This is a genomic window from Ohtaekwangia kribbensis (genome assembly GCF_042676245.1).
GTDB lineage: Bacteria > Bacteroidota > Bacteroidia > Cytophagales > Cyclobacteriaceae > Ohtaekwangia > Ohtaekwangia kribbensis.
In genome coordinates, this window is sequence record NZ_JBHTKA010000001.1 from 1,380,995 (window position 1) to 1,405,518 (window position 24,524).

A 24,524-nucleotide genomic window follows, 5' to 3' on the forward strand; every position below is an offset into this window, starting at 1 on the left:
TTGTTTACGTACTCTCCTATGTCTTAAAACGGAGATTTATACTTCGCTTGCCACTCTTCCCATTTCACACTCTTATAGTGCCCTTCGCCAATGTACTGGGCAATCATGTGAAACTCAGGAGCCTGCCGATAGCCCGGAAGTGGCTGAATCATCTTGAAGTCTTCATCGAGAAATACTACGGTTGGGTAACTTAACTGGTTGTTGAGCAGTGCCGCTGCCAGTTGATGATATCCGTTTCTTCCGCTGGGTACAAACTTGAATGTAGTGCCGTTAAACACAACATCTTCTTTCTGCTCGCCATTGAACTTCACGGCATAAAACTTCTCGTTCAGTAACTGCGCTACTTTCGGATCGCTGAATGTATTCTTATCCATTACTTTACACCAGCCGCACCAGTCCGTATAAACATCGATGAAGATCGGGCGCTTGCTCTTCTTCGATTTTTCCAACGCTTCTGCAAAGGTCATCCATTTTACAGGTCCCTCTTCGATCGCTTCTGTTGGTCCAATCAACGTCATCGAGGTGATCATCATCGCGCCAATCAGTGCTGTAGCTGTTAATAATATTTTCTTCATACGCTGTAATCCTATGCCTTGGTAGTTAACAAATTTAGTGATTAAATAAATCTCTGTCGGTGCTTAATCATTTCCAGGCGGCTGGTAGTAACCTTTTCCGATAAAGACGGTAATCTCTGTACGAAAATATAATGACGCCATGTTCATAAGTGAACAACATACTGTGCTACAAATCAAGGATCAGACCAAAAAGCGGTCTTTTACCTCTGGCACACCGTTGGTAAAGAGGAATGGCGTGAAAAAACATTTTACATACCGCGAACTCACACTTATCATCGGCATCATCGTGGCGGTGGCTATTGTTATTCTCTTCACCATCATGAACCGGCAGTCGCACGAGCTTTCATCCTATACCATTACGCACCCCGGATTGTTACCATCGTTCGTTTCTACAGCCGATAGCTTTGCTGAAAAAGTAATGACAGTGATTTTATTTTGATCTACCTGATCTGCGCGGAGCTTCCTTCAGGTTGAAGTAATCGCGGTTAAGATTAAATACCAGAGAAAAACGGTTCCGGTATATCGTGGTGATCTCAACATCAGAAAGAGGTATTTGATACCCGTAAAAGAAATCAGCAAACCCCAGAATCGTTAAGCCAACTTTTGGTGTAAACACTAATGATTTACGATCATGGCCTGCATCGTTATAGTTACGATCAATGAAGTAAGTCATGTCTGCAGCAACGCCCAATATACCCGCAGTAAATTCATAACCAAGCTTCGGCCCCAGCAGCAAGTTCTTGTCATCAATAAATATATCGATGGTACAATAAGGACCTTTCGATGCAAGACTTAACGGATGCTTGTAAATATTCTGCCAGTATACTCCGGCTTCAAAGAAAGCGCGGTCTTGTACACCCACGCCAACCTTGGGTACAAGCCGTGGTTTGGTCCAGTAATATTGAAAGGGCTTTGAACTGGAAGAGTCACTAACCTGAGCAACCAGTGCTGTTGTACAAAAGAGTAACAGCGCTGATAAAATTATTCTTCCTGAAAATATGCTACGATCTGTATGCATAATAATGCAATATAACTTCAATTGCCCGCTTCATGGCTTCGTTAATCGGGAAAAAATCTCGTGCCAACTCAAAATCAATAGCATGAAGCTGCATGTAGTAATGACTCATTACCGGCAATTCTCCTTCGCTTTCTTCTATCTTTTGTGAAGCCTGCTGATAATTACCGGCCTGTTCTGTTTTGATAATCTGGCAGGTAACGAGTTCGCGGTTACCATATTTATTAGTTCGCGCAGAGTACCCGAACAGCCTGCAGATCAATCCGCGATGTTTATACTCGGAACATAAACCTGCGCCTCCCTGTGTCGGATTAAGAATCAAACAAAGAGAAGAATCGTTACCCTGTAATTTTTCAAACCAGGCATAGGCCAGGTCTTGCTGGTATAAATAATGTGCAAATGGAAGAAACTCAAGAATGGTAGCTTCAATATCGGCCTTGTAGCAGCACTTGCCACAACCCCACGCACAGTGAAGTCCTGACCAGGACTGAAACGAAGCGATCTCACGATCGAGCTTTTCAAAGACCTCCTCTACCGCCCGTACTTTTTCTTCCAACTCCATAGCACAAAGTTACGAAGAAAGGATTGCTAACCGAAAAATGAATAAATGATCTGTAGTGCTAACGGCCTGCTATATATTTCTGAAGAGCAGCTTTGGCATTGCTGTGAATCTTGTTTTGCACCAATGGACTCCAGCCCAACAATAAACCGGAAGCTCCCAGCGCCTGCCGCGACCAACGCCAAAGATCGAATGAATCGCGGTGGCGAAGTATCTTTCCTTCTTTGAACTCGAATGATGCCCGGATAACATTATGCACCGGCCGGCCTGTTTTGGAAAAAGTATACCACGCCTGCCAGGTGCACGAACCGGTATTGCCGGTGGCCTGCACATTATCGAACGATACCTTCAGATCTTTGGCTGACGTTAACAACATCTGCCACATCACCCGGACTTCATTTGCGCGAAGATCCTGAAATGCCGGATCGTGAAATGTAGCGTCTGCATGATAGCAGTTTTGCATCGTGGTATAGTCGCGGTTTTGAAACGCGGTATAGAATTGTTCAATCAGTTGTTTGTGCTCCATTTCATTCAGCATTTACATCAAAGTAACAAAATACTGACGAACGGAAACATCACCCTGAAAATTACTTCTTCAACTCTTGCTCCTGCCGCGTATACCACAACGATACCAGTCCGGTTTCATAGTGCTTTGTCTTGACGAGGTTAAAGTATTTGCGCTCGCGTATCTGCTGAAACAAAAGTTTACCACTGCCTAACAACAACGGGTGGATGGATAACCAGAGCTCGTCAACAAGATCTGCGTTGATAAAAGCTGTAGTAAGACTGGCACCACCAAACAACCATATATTTTTACCGGGTTGTTGTTTAATCTTCTTTACAGCCTCAATGATATCTCCGGATACCAGCTCAGCTCCTTCCTGTACAGTTTTCAAAGAGTTAGAGAATATATAGGCCTTCTTATCGGGATACAGGTTTCCTCCGGCCATCTCAAAACTTTTTCGACCGTAAAATATAGCATCAATGCTTTCTACAAATTCTGTTATACCATAATCCTGGTCGGTAAAGCACCAGTCGTATTCACCATTCGGTCCTTCTATATATCCATCCAATGTTACGGCAAGTCCTAATGTTATTTTTCTCATCTGCTATATATACTTATGTTTGTTTTAGTTATCGGTCTGCAGTGTCTACTCCCAGTTTTTTTAAACTCTTTTTCACCTTGGGTTGTAATCAGAAAATGTTTGCTCTGCGGATCTTTTTCGATCTATCCCAGTTCTTCAAAACGTATTGTAACGCGATTGCCAGACTTTCCGCCTATATGCGAAAGCAGCTGATCTGTGGCGCGGATTCAATTCGTTTCATATGCTTCACTGTATTGTAAACAGATCAACGGTATATTCCCTGATTCCATTTTCAGTGCAGCTTCCAGTAATCGCTTGCCCTGAGCCGAGTACGCTATGAATATAGCAGTAAGGCCGACCAGTATACCGATCAGGATAATTATCTTTTTCATAGTCTGATTTTTCAAGGTGTATAGTTTAACCAGGTATAGCACAGTTATTCTGTTATTGAACACCAATCTGTATCTCTACTGCATTGGCATCCGGATGTTGAAAGTCGACATTCACGTAGATCTCGCGATTCACGGCTTTAGGTGTGAGTTTGTTGTCGGCTATATATTGCAAGAGCTTGCCATAGCTTTGTGGCATCAGGTTCCACGCACCTTCGTGTTCCATCGTAGCGCACTTGAAGGCCTCGGTTCGCTTAAAGTGAAACTCGCCATCGTAGTCGTGCGGAACATCGGCTACAGGCAGTGCTACCTCCAACGTAAACGGTTTACTTTCATCCCCCGTAAATCCATAGTAATGCCAGTGCACAGGACCAGTAATACTCAGTTGCTGTTTTACAGCTTCACGGAAAAGTTGCTGTCCTATCGGTAAAAAAGCATGAAGCTCTTCTACTTTTGTCTCCGTACGGAAGAACAAAAAATTGATTGGTTTAACTTCTTTAATTTTCATGGTCATAGTTTTTAGAGGGTTATGAACTATATTTCTGTAAATCAACGATCGCGACATGACAGCCCTGTGTCATCAGTAAAAAAGAAAATTGATTAATCTTCGAGCTCGAGCATTTCCTTCAACCGGAAAATATCACGCGACCGCTCTTCGAGGAACCGGTTCGAAACAAAAGGATCAAAGAGTTTATACAAACCACGGGCACGCGCCTGCATCGTAACCTTCATAACGGTACCACTGTGGCAGGGCTCGAACTCGAACGTGCAGGTCGATTGAAAAGCTCTGTTCTTACTAACCACCGAACGTTTCTGATATGGAATGAACTCAGCTATCTCGCATAGTACGTGCGACTTACCATTGGCGTGTACTTCTTTAAAGCGAGCGCCAGAAGTGTTACGCTCATCGTTCAGCCATTCCGTGTCTTCAACACGCTGCTGCCACGATGCATTGTTACTGATGTCAGACACATAGTTGAACAGCGCCCGCACCGGCCAGTTAATTTCTACTTGTTGATGAATGGATCGCATACGGTTTGATTTTTCCATAAAGCAACACCCCGCCCGTGACAACGGTATGTCAACAAGTTTTTAAAAGATTCTAAAATTTTCAGGAACGTCCGGAATCTGCTACTTTACCTCCTCACCTATCGATTTATTATTCTATCATATTATCACACATGAAAAAACTTATCCAACTCGAAGAATTTATAATGTTTCTGGCAACGCTGGTGCTGTTTAACTTTCTTGGTTTGAGCTGGTGGTGGTTCGCGGGCTGCATCTTGTTGCCCGACATAAGCATGATTGGGTATATACATAATGCCAGAACGGGGGCCTGGCTCTACAATATAGCTCACCATCGTGCCCTCGCAGTTATTGTCTGGCTTGGAGGATATTTTCTCGGAAATATAGTCGTTGAGTTTATCGGACTGATTCTATTCTCGCACGCTACGATGGACCGGATGCTGGGATATGGGTTGAAGTATGAGAGCGGGTTTAGGTTTACGCATTTGGGGGAGATTGGGAGAGAAGTAAGAAGTAAAAAGTAAAAAGTCCGGAAGTCGGGAAGTTTGTGTGGGGAGTGTGGGTATAGGGTCTGGTTGAGTTGGAATGGTATTATATATAAATAAAAAAGTATCGCAGACCGTGGTTTGCGATACTGGATATATATAAAGTGTGTGCTGCTTACAAGCTTGCAGTTGTTTTGCTGGCAAGCAATGGTTTAAAGGCACTGCGATATGCCCACGCGAGGAACAAGTTGAGGAGTAGTATAACTACGCCCATCGCGGAGCCTTCCGGTGCCAGGTATACATGGAATAGCAGTATATTCAGACTTACCGGCACTAAAATTACCAAGGAGAGCGGCACGAATAATCCCACCAGCAACAGGGCTCCGAATATCACTTCCAGTCCTTTAAGGAATGGGAAAAAGTATCCTGATTGAAACAACCCGGTAGTAAAAGCTTCAGCTTGTGGAGTAGGTGTAGGGCCGTTCATTGGTATAAAGTGAAAGAAAAAGTTGAGACCGAAAACAAAATAGATAAGTCCCAATACAACACGTGCTGCAATTACTGCAACTGATTTGATTTTAGCTGACATAAATTATATAGTTTTTAAAGTAGGTTTCTGTTGTTGATCAGGCATTGACCATCTCTTCTTCAAACACCGGGTAATCGGTATAGCCTTTTGCATTTGAAGAGTATAGTGTGCTGGCATCCAGTTTAATATTGAGCGGTAATCCTTTACTCAGGCGCTCTACTAAATCGGGATTGCTGATGAATGGTTTACCAAATGCTACCAGATCTGCGATGCCCGATGTGAGATCTTCCTCCGCACGGGATATAGTATATCCACCGGAAAGAATAAGGGTGTTGGTAAACTGTTCGCGAATGGTACGCTTCAATGTAAGCGGTACTTCGGGTGCACCACCGGCACTGTGATCCGCTATATGTATATACGCTATGCCGAGATCATTCAACTTCGTAGCCACATATGTATAGGTTTCATCAATCTCCGGATAGTTTGGCATATCGCCTGCTACACCGTATGGAGATATACGCACACCCACTCTATCTCTGCCGATAGCATCGCCTACCGCTTCTGCTATTTCGAGTAACAGCCTGCTGCGTTTTTCAATGCTTCCACCATAATTATCGGTACGTCTGTTGGTGTGTGGTGATAAAAATTGTTCGAGTAAATATCCGTTGGCTGCGTGTAGTTCAATTCCGTCAAAGCCTGCTTCAATGGCGTTCAGCGCAGCGGTTATAAATTCAACAATAACTTCCTCTACCTGTCCTGCACTCATTCCCTGTGGTATCGGTAATTCTTTTTTGCCTTCCTGGTCAGTCCATATATGTCCATCAGCAGCGATGGGAGATGGTGCGAGTACGCGTGCACCTTTTGGTAAATTAAGTCCGTGTGCCATGCGACCTGCGTGCATTAGCTGTGCAAATATTTTTCCGCCTCTGCGGTGTACGGCTGCGGTTACCTGTTTCCAGGCATCTACCTGCTGTTCTGAAAAAATACCCGGCATGCGTGCATAGCCCAAACCGTTGGGTGAAGGAGAAACTCCTTCTGATATAATCAACCCTGCAGATGCGCGTTGCTCATAATATGTCGCCATCAATTTGTTCGGCTTGTTGTCATGCGCACGGCTGCGTGTCATCGGAGCCATTACGAGACGATTATTCAATGCTATACCTCCTAATTGATGAGCGGAAAATGCAGTTTTAGTATTCATATGCCAAGGGATTTTAATTAATACATTTAAATATTTCAATACGTTAATTTAAAAAAAGTGGCCGGTCAGGCCAGTTAAACTCTACAATGCGAAACGTTCTCGTTTAGTTCATCGATGCATTGAAATTCTTCAATATATTTTATAAAAAAAATATAACTACACGAATTTCAACTGGTTAATGCTTTGGGTGTACTCCTTCAACACCTTCTCGTTCAGAATATATTTATGGTTTCTACCCTCCTTTTCTGGCTCAATAAGACCGGCTTCGATCAATACTTTTAAGTGGTGACTTACAGAAGGCTGTGCCAGTTCGCTTTCTTCCTGTATTTGCGAACAGTGACCACAACCACCCTTCTTGGAAATATGCTGAAGGATCTTGAGGCGATTACTATCTCCCAATGCCTTGGAGATCTTTTCGATTTGTTTTGTGCTCAGTGCCATCGCTAATAAATGCAAATATATCAATATGTTCTAAGTACACAAAGACACACAAAAAGGTTCAGCCACACGTATGCACACTATTAACGCTGCAAATGCAATCGTTGCTTCGTCCAACGGGCAATGTCCTGCTCATAATGTGTGATCAGCACCAGCGTAGTGTCTTCGTGCAGATGCTCCTGTAAATATTGACTCACGCGATCTTTCGTATTGGTGTCCAGAAACTGAAAAGGTTCGTCCAGCAAAATCAATTCTTTATCGGACAGCAGACTCAACATAATGAGCGTTAACTGCAGCTGTCCCGATGAAAGTTGCTTAACCGGCTTTGCTATAAATGACTGTGCATCGAAAAAGGCAATGACACGCTCCAGTGCCGCAACGCTCATGGTCTTTTGCTGCCCCAGCATATATTCTTTTACCGTCATGGTAATGTGCTGAGGATTCAGATAACTGATCAGCTCTGGCCCCAGGTAATTAATGCGGTTCTTGATGTCCCAAATGGACTCACCACTCCCTCTGCGCTTGCCAAACAAATATACCTTCTGACTATAAGCCATCGGGTGATCGGCAAAGATGAGACTGAACAACGTGGTTTTACCAGAACCGTTTCGTCCGGTTAGCGCCCAACGTTCACCGGCATAAATTTTCCAGTTAAGGTTGCTGATGATTTCCTTCTCGCCATAGCGAATGGTAACATTCTTCATTTCGGCAACAGGCGTACCCGAGCCGTTTGTATAGCTATATATAGTATCGTTTGGAATGACCGAAGCCGGCTGATGCCTGACTTCTTCTTCCGAAACAATTTTGAATTGATTGAGTACAAGTTTTCGGTTTATTACAGCAGGCAGGTGATGTTCATGATCTACCAGCACAACCTGTATACCATACGTAATGGCGAGATGATCCATAAAAACTATCAGATCATTACGGCTGGCGTGATCCAATCCTTCGAACGGGTAATCGAACAGCAATACTTTTGGCAAGTCGCGCACGAGGTTTTTAAGAATCAGCACCTTCTTGAGCTGACCGTTGGAGAGCCTTGTTACTTCAATGTCCAATAACCCATCGATGTTGAAGCTTGGCGGAAAATCGAGCGCATGCAGTCTCGCCACATCATCGCCAAACAGATCGCGCACCCGCGGAATACGTTCATCTCCTATACTATAGTAACGCTGCTGATAAAACAACTCGTGGTGCTGCAGGAATGTTTGAATGGCATGTGCAGGAATATAGTGCACGTTTTGTTTCCGCTGAATAAACCGTTCATCCCATGTATTGCCGTTCACAAAATCATATACCACTTCACCGTGCGCTGCGTGTGCGTTACCGGCTATAAGTTCCAGCAATATAGTTTTTCCACTACCGTTGGGCCCCGCTATAACCCAATGTTCGTTCGGTTTTATAGTCCAATTGAGAGTCTCAAATAAACGCCTGCCGTTCTTTACAACCTCTACATTCCTCAGTTCTATCATGGAAGCAAAACTAATCGCCCTTCTGAAAATAGAAAGAATTATAGTGCATTAATCCATGAAATGCAGGCACATAAATTTAGAATATACGTATACTACATAACTATAGCTTACTAAATAAGCCCTGTCGGGTATAGGGTATACCACTATAAATGCAAACGAAATACGGCTTTCTGGTATCCGTATTTCAAATGCTGTTATAACAGATGAATAAGTTATGAAAGCTTCTTCACAAGCTTGTCATAAAGTACTAAATTGACCACGCTCTTACCGTTACCCCTACCAGTCATGGAAAACGAAAAACTGGAGTTCTTTAAACTTGATGAGATAGACCGCAAAGTTTTACTCTGGCTCCTTGCGCATGTCCCTCAAAAATCCGTTACAGCCTGGATTGACTATATAGCTACTGAATATCGCCTGAGTAAATCGATTCACATCAATGCCGATTTACTATTAGCCGAGATGCAGGACGAAATACTTCAAAAGCCTGATGAACTATAAGTGGATTTGCTTTCACATTGTTTCTTAAAATTATTTTAACTCCCATACCTCAACTGACATAGTGTTGTCACCGGGTGAGATTCACTTTGTGCAAAAACAACGTATGGAAAAGTTAGACCTCACTAAAAAGTTTAAATCCTATTATACTGCCAAGCAACAACCAGAAATTATAGAACTCCCATCTGTACCATACCTGACAATAACCGGTAAAGGAGATCCCTCCTCGCGCGCATTTGCAGACAAACTGGAGACGCTATACCCGGTTGCGTATGCGATAAAGTTTATGGCAAAAGCAACGGCACACGATTTTACAGTGCCCAAACTCGAAGGACTGTGGTGGTTTGATGACGAACGCTTTGGAACACTAACCATGGAGGAAGCTCCACTACGTATACCACGTGACGAATGGTACTGGCGTTTACTGATACGCATGCCTGACTTTGTCACTGAAGCGATGGTGGAAGAAGCTAAAGCAACGGTATCGAAAAAGAAAAATATACCCAGCGTAGCAGAGACATCTTTATATACTTTAGCCGAAGGCAAAGTGCTTCAAATGTTGCATGTAGGACCGTTCGATCGGGAACCTGAAACTTTACTGCAAATGCAAAAGTTTATAGAAAAACATAACCTGAAGAAAAACGGCCTCCACCACGAAATATACCTTTCAGATTTCAGAAAGACAGCACCGGAAAAACTCAAAACTATTTTACGCGAGCCGGTGAAGTGATATCAATAAAAAATGTCACGAACGTATAGTATATATGGCCGTGACGTTTTTCTTTTGCCGCAGATATAGCAGATTGGCGCAGAGGTTAAATGCGAATCTCCTGCATATATCTGCAATTTCCGCGGGGATGAACTTTCCCTACACTGTTCTATTTTCAATGAAGTTCAGGCAAGTTGCAATAACCTCTTCATCTCGCAGAATACGCGTGTGTCCTAAAGTAGATGTGATTTTAACTGTAGCTCGCGGATACGCTTCGTATAGTCGCTGTGCATTCTGCATCGAGGCTTCCTTGTCATGTTCATCGTGGATGATGAGCCAGTCTATACTCTGATCTAACTGCTGCGCGAAATGCGAAGCCATCAACTCATGGAACGGGCGTTGAAATGTTTTCAGGATATGAGCTTTCAACTTTTCCTCAGCCTTTGCGGAGCCGTTGATGCGCAGTGCAAATTCGTGGATGATCTCATCACCGATAGAAGGCGTAGCAATGGTTATTACCGTTTGCGTTTTTATACCTTCCGCCAACGCAAATATAGCAGCAGCGCCCCCTATAGAATGTGCAACGATGGCACGAAACGCTCCGGCCCTTTTTTCAAGTTGAAGAATAGCATCCCTGAACTGGAAGATATTGGTTCGATTACCTTTGGAGTTTCCGTGTGCAGGTGCATCAAACGCTATAACCTGGTAACCGCGATCGGTTAAATACAGAACAAAATTTCTGAATTGAGAAGCGCGACCAGCCCAACCGTGTACGAGCAGAACAGCAGGCCCGGTTCCCCAGGTATATACTTCTATTGGCACATCTCCTATATATAGTTTTGATCGTTGTGCCTGCTGTAACACTTCACGTTCAACCTGTGGTATAGTATACCGTGGCGGACTAAAGAACAAATCCACAAACCAGTTGTGTGCATAGCGAGGCGCGATCATCTCCAGTCGCGGCAACGTCCAGCGGATAAAGCGTATAGCCAGGGGGATGTGAAATTTCTTTTTAGCTGATGTCGCTGCAGATCGGTTCACCACGGTATTGTTCATCACAGTCTCCATGCATTATATGATCTTGAGTTTTACAATAACACCTTTTGTCTTGTTGTGAATGGTACAATTCATAATGACCTGGTACGTACCGGGCGTTACCTGCGCTGTTGTAGTGATAACCGCTGCATAATCAGATTCGTTCTGTGCATCGTAACGAATCGTTATACCTTCCGGAAGTGATGATGCAACACGAAACGATGCTTCCGACTTTTGAAAATTCTTCGACCGCATGATCTGCAGATTTATTTTCCCGGTGCTGCCGGCAGCAATGTCTACAGCCTGCGCATCGGCATGTACTGTAAATTCTTTTTTGGGTATCTCAACACTACTCTGCGCGATGGCATAGAACGAGGTGAAGCAAAGCAACATTATTAATCCAACCTGTTTCATGATCTTTTTTGTTTAAGCATTTAGAAAATTGATTTCGTACAACGAAGGTATAGCGTAGAGTATAGTCGACTGTCAAGAGGAAATGCATGGTTTATTTTCGAAGGATGTATTAATTTTAAAGTATCAAACACAACCATAGAGTATACTCTACACTCGTTAAACAGTTGCTTATGCTGATTGGTGAACTTGCACAAAAGACAAATCTGTCCAGACACACGATCCGGTTCTATGAGAAACTCGGGTTGATACAAGTGCCTGAGCAATCGAGACGTAAAAACAATTACAAGGAGTATCCGGAAGAAACGCTTAGTCGCATTACCGCCATTAAAGAAATTACGGCCCGAGGGTTTACACTGAAAGAAGCGCGCGGCATCATCACCTTGATAAACGATGGATCACTGGACCCTAAACGCGCCAAGAAGTATCTTGAAAAAAAACTCAAACTTGTTCAGGAGCAACTGGACGAGCTGGCGCGCACAAAAAATAATTTACTGATCATGATCGATCAATGCGAAACCGGTGTATGCGATGTAACACGGCTGGTACGCGGCAAAGTGAATGGCGTAAAGAAGGAGAAATAAAAAAAGCCAGCCTGCTCTGGAACAGACTGGCCTCACAACTTGAGGATGGGCTCCCTGCGTTAATTATCCGTTCTCACACTCGCGTGTAAAACTCACAAACTCTTTCCATTCTTCTACCGAAGGAACTCCTTCCTGGAACATCGCCATTAATTGATTCACGATCTCCGGCTGCAAATGCAATGCCTCGATTATCGTCATCATAAATTCGGTTTCATACTCCGTAACTTCATTGTCGATGTGTACGATCTGCATGAGATCGTATACCAAATCCATTCGGTTGTTCATTGATTCAGGTAAGAAAATCTCACAATTTCCCGGGCTTTCAACCAGCTCACTTACCTGCCATACTTTCAAGCCGCGCTTCGCTCCGATCTTTTGGATCAGGGTTCTTTCCTCTTCATCAAGCTTTCCATCCAGGGAAGCCAGACAGATCAGGTTACGCATGTAATTACGCTTGTAACTTGATCGTTGATGTTCAAAAAAAGTCGTCATAGCTAATGAATCTTACCTCAACATTTACAAATGCAGGTCCAGATAGAGCGAATGCTCGCGTGCCAACGATATTTTTTTCGGATACTTTGTTTCTGTCTCAAAATCAAAGATTACAACAGTGCACGGATGGCGGTAATTAGAAGTGTATAGTCTGGTATATATTCAAAATGGGAATTTCTTTTCTAAAAATATACCATCTCGCGAATTATCTAAGCAGGTCGATGAGTGTTCGTGTAATTCCTCTGCGCGAATATTCGGTGAAGCCGGCAGGCTGTGCCACTGACTCGCCTTGTTGCCATGTCTCAAATTTCTGAAGCAGGAATGTATTTATAGCGGCAGTCTTTTCGCCATCGATCATCGCTCCGGCTCCTGTAGTCTTCAGCAATGCAGCAGCATCACCATACTCGGGACCAACACCCAACACGGGCAGTCCTGTGGCGAGATACTCGAATAACTTTCCGGGTAAAAATCCTTCACCATCTTTGTAGCCCGTCAGCACCAGCAAGAGTATAGCAGACTCGCCATAGCATTTCATCAGTTGCTTGTGTGGAATGGTGGAGGTAAACGTAGTGATACCTTTCAACACGTCATCGTTCAAAACAAACGCACGGAAATCCGGATGCACCTCACCAACAAAATCAACCTGCACGGCAGCCCGAAATGCAGTATGCTCTTGAGACAATGCTTTCACTGCGAGCATGAATGGGCGCGGGTCACATTTCTCATTTACAATACCGGCATGACGAATAATAAACCGCTCATGCCTTTGAACCACCAGGTTTTTAAAGTCATCTTCATCAAAACCATTGGTGAGTAACTGTACTTTTCTACCCGACAACTTTTCAAACTTGCGTACATAGAAGGGTGTTATGGTAATTACTTCATCAGCCGTGCGCATTACCTGTGCTTCGAGTTTTTTATGAAAGCTACGCGCGATCGATCCAACCATAAGACTATCCAACAAACCCCAGTCACTCCACGGATCACGAAAGTCTGCAAACCATTTCAGAGTTGGTTGCTTCTGTTTTAGTTTAAGACCGATGAGGTGTACACTATGAGGCGGACCAGTGGTGATGATCGTATGTATATCATTCTCCTGCAGGTAACGCAGCAGAAATTTTACCGAAGGCTTTACCCAAAACACACGCGGATCGGGTATAAAAAAATTCCCGCGTATCCACGTGCTGATCTTCTGAAAGAGCGATTTCTTTTTACCCGATACAAGATCCGTTGGCTTGGCCGATTTTTTACTGCCGAGTAATCCGGATAGTTTAAAGAATGCTTCATAAGGTTCCCATATCGGAAAGTGAATTACGTTGGCTTCGGCAGGTATATCTTTCAACAACGATTCATCTCGAATGGCAAACGATGGATTCTCCGGAGTAAATACATAGGGCTTCCATCCGAAAGAAGGTAAATACTTTACAAACTTCAGCCAACGTTGCACACCACTCCCTCCGCTCGGTGGCCAGTAATAGGTTATGATCAATACTTTCTTTTCCATGTAACTTCCGGAACGTGTGCTTTAACTAATATATACTTCTGCTAGTTAATCAATTTTAATATACCCGCTATATCCTGCGGATGCATCCAATGTGTTTCTTCATCACGCTTAAACCAGGTGAGCTGACGCTTGGCATACCTGCGCGAGTTACGCTTCAGTAACCGCACCGCTTCATCGCGATCATATTTACCATCCATATAGTCAAAGATCTCCTGGTAGCCCACGGTTTGCAACGCGTTATGATCTATATATATATATAGTTCTTTTGCTTCCTCAAACAACCCGGCAGCAATCATCTGGTCCATGCGATCATCAATTCTGCGATAGAGTTCTCCGCGCGGCAATTCCAGTCCGATCTTCACCACCTCGAACGGATGCTCGAGTTTGCTTTGCTTCCGATAGCTGGAAATCGAATTTCCGGTACCGATTTTTATTTCAAGAGCCCGAATAAGGCGATGTGGATTTTGCTGATCGATAACCGCCAGATGCTCCGGATCAAGTTGTCTCATCTGGTCTTGCAGCCACTCTATACCGTGCTTCTCAAAATTCGCAGTGAGTTGTTCACGGATTTCATCAGGCACTTCCGGTATATCATCAAAACCTTCCAGCACTGCTTTTACATAGAGTCCGGAACCACCGCAGAGAACCAGGTACTGGTGATTTTTAAAAAGCTCGTGAATCAGCGCAAGCGCTTCCCTCCCATACGAGGCAGCATCATACGCATCTTTGATCGAGTGACTGTTTATAAAATGATGAGGCGCTTGGGCTAATTCAAGATCATCGGGCTTGGCAGTACCGATCGTTAACTCTCTGAATATCTGGCGCGAATCCGCAGAAATAATTTCCGTATTGAAATGCCGCGCCACCTGGATCGCCACCGATGTTTTCCCTACAGCAGTAGGCCCGACAATTACAATGAGTTTCTGGTTTGCCATTTTTCGAGGGCGCAAGTTAAGGGAAGAGAAGGAAGTCGGGAAGTCCGGAAGACGGGAAGACCGAAAGTTTGAAAGAAAAGAAGAACGTTAGGGCTTTACCTCACGACATCCTATATCTTTTACCTTGTTATATCAGGTTTGGCTGTATCCCTAACTTTTCAATATCATCTCTTTCAACCTTTCAGATAAAAACTTCAGGCCATATCACTTCCAATTTTCATTCTCCCATCATTCCGACTTCCCGGCTTTTCTGTCTTCCGGACTTTCGGTCTTCTCCGACTTCCTGTCTTCCCGACTTCTCCGACTTTCCCCGCGATTGCTTATCTTGCGCCTGAGAATACAACCACTATGATCAAGTATACAACTCAGTTCCTGTTAAAGCTCGAGGAGATGATTACGGAATCGGACTATACCCTTCGTTACGAAAAGGGAAATTTTAAAGCCGGATATTGTGTATTGAAGGATCAGAAAATCATGATCGTGAACAAGTTCTTTACAACCGAAGGTAAGATCAATGCCTTGCTGGATATATTAAAAGGCGTTACCCTGGACCCCGCCAAGTTCTCTGAAAAAAGTCTGAAGCTCCATGAAGAGCTCACTCAGCAACAACAGCAACAACAACAATCACCTGCCGCTTGAGAGTAACATTTTTAGGCACGGGTACTTCACAAGGTGTTCCTGTGATTGGCTGCACATGCGAAGTTTGTAGTTCGCTTGACTATCGTGACAAACGCTTACGAACAGCGCTGCATATACAATTGGATGGACAAAGCTGGGTGATTGATACCGGACCGGACTTTCGTCAGCAGATGTTACGCGAACACATAGACCGACTCGATGCTGTGATCTTTACCCATGCGCACCGCGATCACACAGCAGGACTTGACGATGTACGCGCCTATAATTTCTGGCAGCAGATCGATATGCCTATCTACGGCACAAAGCCTACGCTGGATCAACTGCGTGTAGAGTATGCGTATGCGTTCGAGAAAAATGCTCCGCTGGGATTACCGCGTCTTGATTTGCGTGAGATCGATGCTACGCCTTTCACTATAGGAGGTTTTGAAATTATACCCTTGCCGGTAATGCATTTACGCATGCCGGTGTTCGGCTATCGCTTTGGCAACTTCAGCTATATTACGGATGCTAATTTTATTCCGGATGAAACGCTGGAGCGCCTGAAAGGGACCGAGACACTTGTATTAAATGCCTTGCAACACGAACCACATGTATCGCATTTCAATCTTGAGCAGGCGTTGATCAAAGCAAAAGAGATCAATGCGAGGAAAACCTATCTGATACACATGAGTCACCGAATGGGTTTGCATGCTGCCATTGAGAAAACACTGCCAGACAATGTATCGCTCGCCTACGATGGCCTGCAGTTGGATCTGTAACATCACACCGCGCTGCTATTGATTTTGTTTTATCTTTACCCATAACAGGTAGCGCAATTTTATCGGACTCAGTTCTGTGCATAACAATTATTACTTTCTCCGGCAGCTCAGTAAATCGTTAGAGACAACTTTAACAGGAACGGTTATATCCGAGTGTTTCAGTCAGAATAAAGATGAGCTTGTAATTCGGTTTGAGACACACACCGAGCCTTTCTTTATCAAAGCAAGCCTTGACCCTTCGTTTACCTGTCTTTCGTTTCCGGGAGATTTTAGTCGTGCAAGAAAAAACAGTGTTGATCTTTTTGGTGACATGATCGGCCATCGCGTTGCCGGTATCCGTCAGTTTGAAAATGAGCGCAGCTTTGCTATACTTCTGTCGGATGACAAATCGTTGCTCTTTAAGATGCATGGCAACCGATCAAACATTATACTCTTTGAGAAAGATATACCGGCACAACTCTTTCGTAATAATATACCGGCTGATATAACACTTCGGCTCAATGCGCTCGATCGCACCATCGACTGGAGCTATGAAAGCTTCCTGCAACATCGCACCAAACTACAGTCGCTATATTTTACCTTTGGAAAGATTATCTGGAAAAGTCTCGCCACAAAAAATTTTGAAGCACTTTCTCCCGAACAACAATGGCAGGAAATTCAAACCATAAAACAGCAGCTTGAGAACCCGGTATATTTCATTAGTCAAGCCGACAATATCCTGGCGCTTTCGCTGATACAATATGGACATACACTAAAGGAATTTCGTGATCCTGTAAAGGCCACCAACGAGTTCTTTTATACCTATACACAGCAGGCTGCCTTCATCCGTGAAAAAGCATCCACGCTGTCGCTGCTACGCAATAAACTGCAAGGCTCCGAAGCATACTATCAAAAAACATTCGACAAACTTACTGAAGTAGAAAGCGATAACCACTATAAAGTGTGGGCAGATCTGGTCATGGCCTATATGCACGAGATCAAACCCGGAACAGAAAAAGTAACGCTGCCTGATTTTTATCACGAGAATAAACCGGTAGAGATAAAACTAAAAAAAGATATACCTCCGCAGAAGAACGCAGAAGTATTTTATCGCAAAGCCAAAAACCAGCACATCGAAATACAACGTCTGCAGGAAGTACTCGAAGCAAAAGAAAAAGAGATCGAAAACCTCAAGCAACAACTTCACGAGTTTGAAACAATCGGGGAATTAAAGACGCTCCGTAAAACCATTTCCAGCAAAGGACTTTCTGATGAAAAAGAAAAGCAGAGTGCACCGTTACCATTTCACGAGTTCGAAATGAGCGGTTTCAAAATCTGGGTAGGACGCAACGCACAGAATAACGATATACTTACTTTCAAATACGGTTTTAAAGAAGACTTATGGCTTCACGCCAAAGATGTAGCGGGCTCTCATGTACTGATCAAATATCAATCTGGTAAAAATTATCCGAAGGATGTTATTGAGCGTGCAGCACAGCTCGCAGCCTACAATTCAAAACGCAAAACTGAAACGTTGTGTCCGGTAATTGTAACGCCTAAAAAATTTGTACGCAAAAGAAAAGGAGATCCTGCAGGGGCAGTGGTTGTGGAGCGCGAGGAAGTAATTCTCGTGGAGCCTCCGAAGCAATTGTAGTGCTCATGTAGTGCTCAAGTGTTGGTGTTACTTACATTCTGCGTTTGCTCTGCAAAAATCCGTGTCCTCTGCGGGTTAAAAAAAATTATTCAAGCCCACGCACCACCAATCGAAGTTCGTTTAGCATCATCGCTGTAGCACCCCATACTACTTCACCATCTATTTCAAAGTGAGGAGCCATCATTCTATACTGTCCTGCTGCTATAATTTCTTTTTGGAGTACGGCTTCTTCACGGAGTAAATCGAAGAGATCAGCAGCCAGTATTCGCGCTACTTCTCTTTTATCAGGAGTAAATATTGGTTTCTCGATAGTGCCTACAATCGGAGTTACCAGAAAATTACTGGGTATCACGAAAAAATCTGATAGTCTTCCGAGTACTTTTACTTTACTGCCATCTATACCGATCTCCTCCTCTCCCTCGCGCAACGCTGTCTCAATCGGGTTCTCTCCGCTCTCAGCTTTACCGCCCGGCAAACTGATCTGACCACTATGTGCCCCCAGATACTCAGGACGTTTGATCAGTGGAAACTTCACAATACCATCTTCCTCGTATAGCAGTATCAAAACGCTGCCGGGTTTTGCAGGCAGCTTGTGCTCAAATCTAGGAATGGTAGAGCCGATCGGTATAGCACGCATGGGCTCATGCGCAGTAGCCCCGGGCAATTCCAGCAATAAGCGTTCAGAAAGTTTTTGTGTCAGCTCTTCAAAAAACATGTTACTTACAAGGTTTCATACTCGTGGAACCGCCCTCCTTATTGGCAACCGATTTCTCGTATGCCTTGCACGCATTTTCAAAGTCTTTCGTCTGCAGATAAGCTTCTGCCAGGTATATATATACTTTGTCAATGAACGGGTCCATTGATTCCGCCTGCTTCAGCACGCGAACAGCGTCTTCGTATTGTTTCGTCTGCAGGTAGTAAATGCCTTTGTTACGATACGCCCATCCGTTGTACGGGTCGAGACTGATACTTTGATCAATATCACTGCGTGCTTTGTCAATGTTATCTGTCATCAGGTATATATAGCCGCGGTTATTGAGGAAGAACGGATCATCCTGTTTAATCGTCAATGCCTGTGCGAGCCATACGTGCGCCTGATCGTAATTCTTCTTTTCTGCTTCGATCATGGCCAACGCGTTCAGTGCGTTTGCCTCCTTCGGATTAATCTGAAGAGCACGTTGTAACTCCGCCGCAGCACGATCAAACTCTTTCTTATAAAAATAGAGTGTACCTATATTTACTACGATCTCCGCATTTTCAGGCTCAATGGTACCCGCTTTACCAAACACTGCCAACGCATCATCGAACTTACGTTGCTTGGTATATACCAGTCCTTGTGTAAAGTATACAATGGCAGTATCCGGTTTGACTTTTACAACCTTATCGAGATCTTGCAAAGCGCGATAATATTCTTTCAGTTCGTAATTAGCGTTGGCGCGATTCAGCAGGGCATCGATATACCCGGGCCGGCAGGTCAGTGCACGATCGTACTGTTCAACCGCTTCGGTATATTTCTTCTGCGTAAAATATAAAGTGCCCAGGTTATTAAGGGCGTCTGCAAAACAGGAGTCCAGTCGAAGCGCTTCTTTAAAGTAACGTTCTGCTCCTTCTGCATTGCGCAGCGCAACCTGCTCATTGCCCTGAAGTAAATATCGTTGCAGTCTGGTTTCCTTACTATCGCTGCAGGCTGCTGCTAATCCTGCCAATGCGATCCAATACAATACCTTTCTCATTCACACGAAATCAAAAATGTGCACGTCAATATTTAATGCTATGGCTGCAAGTTGATTCTCAAAACTTAAAACACCAAACAATACCTTTCGTTCCGTCTACATAGTTCCCGAACGGTGGTTAGTACGGAATATCAGGAACTATTGCTAATTTTTTTAATCATTTTTCTGAATTAGCCGTTACAGATTTTGACTTTTCACAACAATTTGATTTATTCGCATCGCTTTAGAACAATGAACAACAACATCACATCAGGCTTACACCACCACCATCATGGAAACAACACGATGCGTGGCACCGCCTTTTAGTGAATTTTGAAATAGAAAAAATTTATGGGCTTGTCACGGTGTGGCAAGCCCTTTTTGTTTACTGCATTTTAAGAATATATAGTTCACACTACGCACAGGAATCGGCAGCAATACGCTGCTAAAACTTTAACAACTATGAGTACTTTGTTACGAATCGCCATTCAAAAATCCGGACGCCTGCAGGAAGGTTCTCTCGATCTGTTACACGAAAGCGGACTCTCTTTCAGCAACGGTAAAGACCAACTAAAAACTCAAGCGCGGAATTTCCCTGTAGAGATTCTCTTCTTACGCGATGATGATATACCGCAGTATGTTGAGGACCAGGTTGCCGATGTTGGTATTGTTGGCGAGAATGTATTCTGCGAAAAGAAAAAGAACAATGAGCTGGTAAAACGACTCGACTTTGCAAAATGTCGTTTGTCAATGGCGGTGCCGCGTTCTGAAAATTATACCGGTGTACAATGGCTCAACGGCAAAAACATTGCTACCTCCTACCCGAACATTGTTAAAGACTTCCTTCAGAAAAATAATATCAAGGCCGGTATTCATGAGATCAGCGGCTCGGTTGAGATTGCTCCAGGTATAGGTTTGGCAGATGCTATCTGCGACCTTGTGAGTACAGGCAGTACGTTGTTAAGCAACGGACTGAAAGAAGTAGAAGTGGTGATGCAATCCGAAGCCGTGATCATTGCGAACCCTACACTCGATGCTGAGAAGAAAAAGATCCTTGAAAAACTTTTATTCCGCATTGAAGCTGTACGCAAGGCGAAGAACACGAAATATATACTGATGAACTGTCCCAATGAAGCGATTGAACAGATTACACGTGTTATACCCGGCATGAAGAGCCCAACCATTATACCGCTGGCGCGTGAAGGATGGAGCTCATTACATTCTGTGGTTGATGAAAATGATTTCTGGGAACGCATCGACCAACTAAGAGAATTCGGTGCGGAAGGTATATTGGTTGTACCGATTGAAAAGATGATCGTATAGTACACATCACTTATAAATAGAGTATGAAGATATATTCCAATCCATTGCAGGAAACCTGGACCGAACTGTCCAAACGTCCACAACTGGAACTTGAATTTCTGGACAGCTCCGTTCGTAACGTTCTGAACCGCGTCAAAAAATCCGGTGACGATGCCTTGCGCGAGCTGACACTGCAATACGATAAAGTATCTATACAGGAACTGCGTGTAAGCGAGGCTGAACTTGCTGAAGCCGAAAAATCACTCCCCGCTTCCTTGAAGCAAGCCATTACAACAGCCGCTGCCAACATCGAAAAGTTTCATGCAGCCCAAAAGCGCGATGTAATGACCGTGGAGACATTGCCCGGTGTAACCTGCTGGCGCAAAGGTGTAGCAATCGATAAAGTAGGTATATATATACCGGGGGGCTCCGCTCCTCTCTTCTCTACGGTACTCATGCTGGGTGTGCCCGCTAAACTCGCGGGATGTAAAGAAGTAGTGCTTTGCTCACCGCCTGATAAATCCGGAAAGATCAACGCGGCTATACTCTTTGCAGCTAAACTTGTTGGTGTTACACGCATCTTCAAAGCGGGTGGTGCACAGGCTATAGCAGCGATGGCCTTCGGTACACAAAGTATTCCGAAGGTTCACAAGATATTTGGCCCCGGTAATCAGTATGTAACCAAAGCTAAACAACTGGTAATGGAAGAAGGTCTCGCGATTGATATGCCAGCCGGTCCATCCGAAGTATTGGTAATGGCCGATGAGACAGCCGATGCATCGTTCATCGCAGCAGATTTACTCTCACAAGCCGAGCACGGTGAAGACAGCCAGGTAATGCTGGTACTCAACAATGACTCCATGGTTTCTGCTATACAAAACGAAATCAGTAAACAACTCGATCAATTGCCGCGCAAAGCTATAGCAGAGAAATCACTCGCCAACAGCCGCGTCATCATCATCAACGATCAGGCAACAGCACTCGACTTCATTAATGAATACGCTCCCGAGCACCTTATCATCAACACAAAAAATGCCGATGCCGTTGCTGCAGCCGTGAGCAATGCCGGTTCTGTATTCATCGGCAATTATTCTCCGGAAGCTATAGGAGACTATGCATCGGGCACCAATCACACTTTGCCAACGAATGGTTTTGCAAAAGCATTTGCCGGAGTATCACTCGAAAGTTTCATGAAGTATATAACGTTTCAGAAACTTACCGAAGCTGGTATAAAGACACTCGGTCCTGTTGTAGAAGAAATGGCGGAAGCCGAACAACTCGCAGGCCACAAACGTGCCGTAACCATTCGCCTTGAAAAACTAAAGTAACATAAACACCCGCACACATAAACACCAAAACACGTAAACAGTGAGTAAGAAGAAATCATTTCCGGATATCAGCACCCTCGTTCGCAGAAACATTCTGACCATGAAACCCTATTCATCCGCGCGCGATGAATTTAAAGGTGAAGCAGAAATATACCTGGATGCCAACGAGAATCCATACCAATCGCCTTATAATCGTTATCCGGATCCGCTGCAGTGGAATGTAAAGAAGGAACTCGCTGCGATCAAGAATGTAAATCCCAAGCAGATATTTTTAGGAAACGGAAGTGATGAACCTATCGATTTACTGATCCGCGCGTTCTGCGAACCAAACCAGGATTCTATACTCATCACCGAGCCAACCTACGGTATGTATTCGGTATGTGCCGAAGTTAATGCCGTGAACGTTCAGCGTGTATTACTCACCCCGGATTTTGATATAGACCTCGATGCGTTCCCCAGAACGTTTGATGCTACTACAAAAATTATATTCCTGTGTAGTCCGAATAACCCAACGGGTAATTTATTAAGTCGTGACAAAATTCTGGAAGTATTAAAACGCTTCTACGGATTGGTAGTGATCGATGAAGCCTATATCGATTTTGCCAAGAGTAAAAGTTTCCTCGAAGACCTTACGAAATATCCGAACCTGGTAGTGCTGCAGACTTTCTCCAAAGCCTGGGGACTTGCTGGCTTGCGCCTCGGTATGTGTTTCGCATCCGAAGACATCATCAACATCCTGAACAAAATCAAATATCCATACAACGTAAACATCCGTACGCAGGAGCTTGCACTCGATGCACTCGAGAATGTACACGTTATGGAAGAGTGGGTAAAGGAAATTATCAAGCAACGCACGAAGCTTGTTAAAGCACTCGAAAAACTTTCGATCGTAGAAAATATATACCCTTCCGACAGTAATTTTATACTGGTACGGGTAAAAGATGCTCCGGCTACGTATCAATATTTACTCGAACACCGCATCATTGTGCGCGACCGTTCGCGTGTAACGCTTTGCTATAACTGCATCCGCATCACCGTTGGTACACCGGAAGAAAACGAACGCCTCATGAAAGCCCTGGAAGAATTATGAAAAGAGTATTATTCATAGATCGCGATGGAACCCTCATCATCGAACCACCTGATGAGCAGATCGATTCCCTTGAAAAACTGGAATACTATCCTGGTGTATTCACCTGGCTCAGCAAGATTGCCGCTGAAACGGATTTTGAACTGGTGATGGTAACGAACCAGGACGGCCTCGGCACAGACAGTTTTCCGGAAGACACCTTCTGGCCCGCTCAAAACAAAATGCTCAAGGCGCTGTCCAATGAAGGTATACATTTCCCCAAGATATATATCGACCGGAGTTTTCAGCGCGAGAACAAACCTACGCGTAAACCGGGCACCGGCATGCTTACCGAATTCTTTACCGATGCGTATGATCTGAAGAATTCATTTGTATTGGGCGATCGCCTCACGGATGTAGAACTTGCCAAAAATTTAGGAGCACAAGGTATACTGCTCAACAACGGAAGTCTCGCAGAGAAAATGAAAGCGCAGAACCTGGAGCAACACTGCGCACTCACAACCACATCGTGGAAAGATATATATACTTTCCTCACCAGGCCTAACCGTAAGGCAACAGTAAAACGCACCACCAAGGAGACCGATATTGACATAACGATCGATCTGGATGGCAGCGGCAAATCGCAGATGGAGACCGGACTTGGTTTCTTCGATCACATGCTCGATCAACTGGCGCGGCACGGTAATATAGACCTCTCTATAAAAGTAAAAGGCGATCTGCACATTGATGAACATCACACCATTGAAGATACAGCGCTCGCACTCGGTGAAGCTTTCCTGAAAGCACTGGGCGACAAGCGTGGTATAGAGCGTTATGGTTTCTGTTTACCGATGGATGATTGTCTCGCACAGGTAGCGATTGATTTTGGCGGAAGACCGTGGATTGTTTGGGATGCCGAGTTTAAGCGTGAGAAGATCGGTGAGATGCCAACGGAGATGTTCTATCACTTCTTCAAATCATTTTCAGATACATCCAAAAGCAATCTGAATGTGAAAGTAGAAGGCACGAACGAGCATCATAAGATCGAAGCTATATTTAAGGCTTTCGCGAAGGCCATTAAAATGGCAGTCCGTAAAGAAGGGAACCAACTGCCCAGTACCAAAGGTATATTATAACATCAAACGTT

The 24,524-nt window shown here is 44.2% G+C and carries 31 protein-coding genes; 12 read left to right on the forward strand and 19 right to left on the reverse strand.

Features of this window, described 5'->3' with window-relative positions; translation table 11 throughout:
• Positions 1-23 precede the first annotated feature (23 nt).
• Entirely contained in the window at positions 24-575 is a 552-nt protein-coding gene (locus tag ACFQ21_RS05395; protein ID WP_377575904.1) for a thioredoxin family protein, read from the reverse strand.
• Between the two features lie 235 nt (positions 576-810).
• Here ACFQ21_RS05395 and ACFQ21_RS05400 point away from each other — a divergent pair, with 235 nt between their 5' ends.
• Complete coding sequence (locus ACFQ21_RS05400; RefSeq protein ID WP_377575907.1) at positions 811-1,014, forward strand: hypothetical protein; 204 nt, start codon at positions 811-813, stop codon at positions 1,012-1,014.
• Here ACFQ21_RS05400 and ACFQ21_RS05405 read toward each other — a convergent pair.
• The 7 genes from ACFQ21_RS05405 to ACFQ21_RS05435 all read right to left on the reverse strand — a co-directional run bounded on the left by ACFQ21_RS05405 (position 1,006) and on the right by ACFQ21_RS05435 (position 4,655).
• Positions 1,006-1,593, reverse strand: a complete 588-nt coding sequence (locus tag ACFQ21_RS05405) for a hypothetical protein (protein ID WP_377575909.1) — start codon at positions 1,591-1,593, stop codon at positions 1,006-1,008. The genes ACFQ21_RS05400 and ACFQ21_RS05405 overlap by 9 nt on opposite strands.
• Positions 1,577-2,152 (reverse strand): YkgJ family cysteine cluster protein, encoded by a 576-nt coding sequence (locus tag ACFQ21_RS05410; RefSeq protein WP_377575912.1) that lies wholly within the window; start codon positions 2,150-2,152, stop codon positions 1,577-1,579. Before ACFQ21_RS05410 ends, ACFQ21_RS05405 begins: the two co-directional genes overlap by 17 nt.
• 58 nt (positions 2,153-2,210) lie before the next feature.
• Positions 2,211-2,675 (reverse strand): nuclear transport factor 2 family protein, encoded by a 465-nt coding sequence (locus tag ACFQ21_RS05415; protein ID WP_377575915.1) that lies wholly within the window; start codon positions 2,673-2,675, stop codon positions 2,211-2,213.
• A 61-nt stretch (positions 2,676-2,736) separates the two neighbouring features.
• Entirely contained in the window at positions 2,737-3,255 is a 519-nt protein-coding gene (locus ACFQ21_RS05420; protein ID WP_377575918.1) for a dihydrofolate reductase family protein, read from the reverse strand.
• 206 nt (positions 3,256-3,461) lie between these two features.
• A complete protein-coding gene (locus tag ACFQ21_RS05425) occupies positions 3,462-3,626 on the reverse strand; it encodes a hypothetical protein (protein ID WP_377575919.1) in 165 nt (54 codons plus the stop codon).
• Positions 3,627-3,678: 52 nt separating this feature from the next.
• Complete coding sequence (locus tag ACFQ21_RS05430; protein ID WP_377575922.1) at positions 3,679-4,131, reverse strand: GyrI-like domain-containing protein; 453 nt, start codon at positions 4,129-4,131, stop codon at positions 3,679-3,681.
• Positions 4,132-4,223: 92 nt separating this feature from the next.
• On the reverse strand, positions 4,224-4,655 hold the full coding sequence (locus ACFQ21_RS05435; protein WP_377575924.1) for an SRPBCC family protein: 432 nt from the start codon (positions 4,653-4,655) through the stop codon (positions 4,224-4,226).
• Between the two features lie 149 nt (positions 4,656-4,804).
• Here ACFQ21_RS05435 and ACFQ21_RS05440 point away from each other — a divergent pair, with 149 nt between their 5' ends.
• Positions 4,805-5,173: a DUF4260 domain-containing protein gene (locus ACFQ21_RS05440; RefSeq protein ID WP_377575927.1), complete on the forward strand. Its 369-nt coding sequence runs from the start codon at positions 4,805-4,807 to the stop codon at positions 5,171-5,173.
• A 136-nt stretch (positions 5,174-5,309) separates the two neighbouring features.
• On the opposite strand, the gene ACFQ21_RS05445 is transcribed toward ACFQ21_RS05440, so the two are convergent.
• The 4 genes from ACFQ21_RS05445 to ACFQ21_RS05460 all read right to left on the reverse strand — a co-directional run bounded on the left by ACFQ21_RS05445 (position 5,310) and on the right by ACFQ21_RS05460 (position 8,774).
• Positions 5,310-5,723, reverse strand: coding sequence for a DoxX family membrane protein (locus tag ACFQ21_RS05445; RefSeq protein ID WP_377575930.1), 414 nt, complete (start codon positions 5,721-5,723; stop codon positions 5,310-5,312).
• A 37-nt stretch (positions 5,724-5,760) separates the two neighbouring features.
• Entirely contained in the window at positions 5,761-6,864 is a 1,104-nt protein-coding gene (locus ACFQ21_RS05450) for an alkene reductase (RefSeq protein WP_377575933.1), read from the reverse strand.
• Between the two features lie 156 nt (positions 6,865-7,020).
• Positions 7,021-7,305, reverse strand: a complete 285-nt coding sequence (locus tag ACFQ21_RS05455; RefSeq protein WP_377575935.1) for an ArsR/SmtB family transcription factor — start codon at positions 7,303-7,305, stop codon at positions 7,021-7,023.
• Positions 7,306-7,385: 80 nt separating this feature from the next.
• A complete protein-coding gene (locus ACFQ21_RS05460; RefSeq protein WP_377575938.1) occupies positions 7,386-8,774 on the reverse strand; it encodes an ATP-binding cassette domain-containing protein in 1,389 nt (462 codons plus the stop codon).
• A 285-nt stretch (positions 8,775-9,059) separates the two neighbouring features.
• Between ACFQ21_RS05460 and ACFQ21_RS05465 the strand changes: the two genes are divergently transcribed.
• A complete protein-coding gene (locus tag ACFQ21_RS05465; protein ID WP_377575941.1) occupies positions 9,060-9,272 on the forward strand; it encodes a hypothetical protein in 213 nt (70 codons plus the stop codon).
• Positions 9,273-9,375: 103 nt separating this feature from the next.
• Positions 9,376-9,999, forward strand: coding sequence for a GyrI-like domain-containing protein (locus ACFQ21_RS05470; RefSeq protein WP_377575943.1), 624 nt, complete (start codon positions 9,376-9,378; stop codon positions 9,997-9,999).
• Between the two features lie 138 nt (positions 10,000-10,137).
• Here the strand turns inward: ACFQ21_RS05470 and ACFQ21_RS05475 are convergent, their stop codons facing one another.
• The gene (locus ACFQ21_RS05475) at positions 10,138-11,046 is read right to left on the reverse strand and encodes an alpha/beta hydrolase (RefSeq protein ID WP_377575946.1); all 909 of its coding nucleotides are present in this window, start codon (positions 11,044-11,046) and stop codon (positions 10,138-10,140) included.
• A gap of 3 nt (positions 11,047-11,049) precedes the next feature.
• Positions 11,050-11,427 carry a hypothetical protein gene (locus tag ACFQ21_RS05480; RefSeq protein ID WP_377575949.1) on the reverse strand — a complete coding sequence of 126 codons (378 nt, stop codon included), beginning with the start codon at positions 11,425-11,427 and terminating at the stop codon, positions 11,050-11,052.
• 170 nt (positions 11,428-11,597) lie between these two features.
• Between ACFQ21_RS05480 and ACFQ21_RS05485 the strand changes: the two genes are divergently transcribed.
• Positions 11,598-12,008, forward strand: coding sequence for a MerR family transcriptional regulator (locus tag ACFQ21_RS05485; RefSeq protein WP_377575951.1), 411 nt, complete (start codon positions 11,598-11,600; stop codon positions 12,006-12,008).
• A gap of 63 nt (positions 12,009-12,071) precedes the next feature.
• On the opposite strand, the gene ACFQ21_RS05490 is transcribed toward ACFQ21_RS05485, so the two are convergent.
• The 3 genes from ACFQ21_RS05490 to miaA form a co-directional block, all read right to left on the reverse strand.
• Positions 12,072-12,500 carry a hypothetical protein gene (locus tag ACFQ21_RS05490; RefSeq protein ID WP_377575954.1) on the reverse strand — a complete coding sequence of 143 codons (429 nt, stop codon included), beginning with the start codon at positions 12,498-12,500 and terminating at the stop codon, positions 12,072-12,074.
• Between the two features lie 205 nt (positions 12,501-12,705).
• On the reverse strand, positions 12,706-14,004 hold the full coding sequence (locus ACFQ21_RS05495) for a glycosyl transferase (protein ID WP_377575956.1): 1,299 nt from the start codon (positions 14,002-14,004) through the stop codon (positions 12,706-12,708).
• A 41-nt stretch (positions 14,005-14,045) separates the two neighbouring features.
• Positions 14,046-14,939, reverse strand: coding sequence for a tRNA (adenosine(37)-N6)-dimethylallyltransferase MiaA (gene miaA / locus ACFQ21_RS05500; RefSeq protein ID WP_377575959.1), 894 nt, complete (start codon positions 14,937-14,939; stop codon positions 14,046-14,048).
• A 348-nt stretch (positions 14,940-15,287) separates the two neighbouring features.
• Between miaA and ACFQ21_RS05505 the strand changes: the two genes are divergently transcribed.
• From ACFQ21_RS05505 to ACFQ21_RS05515, 3 genes are all read left to right on the forward strand, one after another.
• Positions 15,288-15,578, forward strand: a complete 291-nt coding sequence (locus ACFQ21_RS05505) for a hypothetical protein (protein WP_377575962.1) — start codon at positions 15,288-15,290, stop codon at positions 15,576-15,578.
• Positions 15,575-16,336, forward strand: coding sequence for an MBL fold metallo-hydrolase (locus tag ACFQ21_RS05510; protein ID WP_377575965.1), 762 nt, complete (start codon positions 15,575-15,577; stop codon positions 16,334-16,336). The genes ACFQ21_RS05505 and ACFQ21_RS05510 overlap by 4 nt, the downstream gene beginning before the upstream one ends.
• A gap of 76 nt (positions 16,337-16,412) precedes the next feature.
• Positions 16,413-17,969: an NFACT RNA binding domain-containing protein gene (locus ACFQ21_RS05515; RefSeq protein WP_377575967.1), complete on the forward strand. Its 1,557-nt coding sequence runs from the start codon at positions 16,413-16,415 to the stop codon at positions 17,967-17,969.
• 85 nt (positions 17,970-18,054) lie between these two features.
• On the opposite strand, the gene ACFQ21_RS05520 is transcribed toward ACFQ21_RS05515, so the two are convergent.
• Both ACFQ21_RS05520 and ACFQ21_RS05525 read right to left on the reverse strand, forming a co-directional pair.
• The gene (locus ACFQ21_RS05520) at positions 18,055-18,684 is read right to left on the reverse strand and encodes an NUDIX hydrolase (protein WP_377575969.1); all 630 of its coding nucleotides are present in this window, start codon (positions 18,682-18,684) and stop codon (positions 18,055-18,057) included.
• Position 18,685: 1 nt separating this feature from the next.
• A complete protein-coding gene (locus tag ACFQ21_RS05525) occupies positions 18,686-19,702 on the reverse strand; it encodes a tetratricopeptide repeat protein (protein WP_377575972.1) in 1,017 nt (338 codons plus the stop codon).
• Between the two features lie 441 nt (positions 19,703-20,143).
• Between ACFQ21_RS05525 and hisG the strand changes: the two genes are divergently transcribed.
• From hisG to hisB, 4 genes are read left to right on the forward strand one after another with little or no spacing between them, the layout of a single operon-like run.
• Positions 20,144-21,004, forward strand: coding sequence for an ATP phosphoribosyltransferase (hisG, locus tag ACFQ21_RS05530; protein WP_377575974.1), 861 nt, complete (start codon positions 20,144-20,146; stop codon positions 21,002-21,004).
• 23 nt (positions 21,005-21,027) lie between these two features.
• Positions 21,028-22,311 (forward strand): histidinol dehydrogenase, encoded by a 1,284-nt coding sequence (gene hisD / locus ACFQ21_RS05535; RefSeq protein ID WP_377575976.1) that lies wholly within the window; start codon positions 21,028-21,030, stop codon positions 22,309-22,311.
• A gap of 40 nt (positions 22,312-22,351) precedes the next feature.
• Positions 22,352-23,401 carry a histidinol-phosphate transaminase gene (hisC, locus tag ACFQ21_RS05540; RefSeq protein ID WP_449290172.1) on the forward strand — a complete coding sequence of 350 codons (1,050 nt, stop codon included), beginning with the start codon at positions 22,352-22,354 and terminating at the stop codon, positions 23,399-23,401.
• Entirely contained in the window at positions 23,398-24,513 is a 1,116-nt protein-coding gene (gene hisB, locus ACFQ21_RS05545; protein WP_377575978.1) for a bifunctional histidinol-phosphatase/imidazoleglycerol-phosphate dehydratase HisB, read from the forward strand. Before hisC ends, hisB begins: the two co-directional genes overlap by 4 nt.
• Positions 24,514-24,524 lie beyond the last annotated feature (11 nt).